The 1,172-nt window shown below is 61.9% G+C and carries 1 protein-coding gene; it reads left to right on the forward strand.

The annotated features are described in order from the left end of the window. A partial coding sequence (gene tuf / locus F8R15_RS20860) for an elongation factor Tu (RefSeq protein ID WP_078571262.1) occupies positions 1-1,172 on the forward strand: 1,172 nt, incomplete at both ends.

The following is a 1,172-nucleotide window of genomic DNA, read 5'->3' on the forward strand; positions in this document are numbered from 1 at the left end:
ATGGCAAAGGAAAAGTTTGAACGTAACAAACCGCACGTCAACATCGGCACGATTGGCCACGTTGACCACGGCAAGACGACGCTGACGGCTGCGATCACGAAGTATTTCGGTGATTTCCGCGCGTATGACCAGATCGACGGCGCGCCGGAAGAGAAGGCCCGCGGCATCACGATCTCGACCGCACACGTGGAGTACGAGACCGAGTCGCGTCACTACGCGCACGTCGACTGCCCCGGCCACGCCGACTACGTGAAGAACATGATCACGGGTGCAGCGCAGATGGACGGCGCGATCCTGGTTGTGAACGCAGCTGACGGCCCGATGCCGCAGACCCGCGAGCACATCCTGCTCGGCCGTCAGGTCGGCATCCCGGCGATGGTCGTGTACCTGAACAAGGTTGACCAGGTCGACGACGAGGAGCTGCTCGAGCTCGTGGAAATGGAAGTTCGCGAACTTCTGTCGTCCTACGACTTCCCCGGCGACGATATCCCGATCATCAAGGGTTCAGCTCTGGCCGCGATGGAAGGCCGTGATCCGGAAATCGGCGAGAACTCGATCCGCGCGCTGATGGAAGCTGTCGACAGCTACATCCCGACGCCGGAGCGCGCCGTTGACCAGCCCTTCCTGATGCCGATCGAAGACGTGTTCTCGATCTCGGGCCGTGGTACGGTTGTGACCGGCCGCGTCGAGCGTGGCGTGATCAACGTCGGCGACGAACTGGAAATCGTGGGTATCCGCGACACCTCGAAGACGACCTGCACGGGCGTCGAGATGTTCCGCAAGCTGCTGGACCGTGGTGAAGCTGGCGACAACATCGGCGCGCTGCTGCGCGGTGTGGACCGTGACGGCGTTGAGCGTGGTCAGGTTCTGTGTAAGCCGGGTTCGGTTAAGCCGCACACGAAGTTCGAGGCTGAAGCCTACATCCTCACCAAAGAGGAAGGTGGCCGTCACACCCCGTTCTTCGCGAACTACCGTCCGCAGTTCTACTTCCGCACGACGGACGTGACCGGCACCGTGACCCTTCCCGAGGGCACCGAGATGGTCATGCCGGGCGACAACCTGAAGTTCGAAGTTGAACTGATCGCTCCGATCGCGATGGAAGACGGTCTGCGCTTCGCAATCCGCGAAGGTGGCCGCACCGTCGGCGCCGGCGTCGTCTCCAAAATCATCGC

It is taken from the genome of Thioclava sp. JE_KL1 (genome assembly GCF_009296265.1).
Lineage (GTDB): Bacteria > Pseudomonadota > Alphaproteobacteria > Rhodobacterales > Rhodobacteraceae > Thioclava.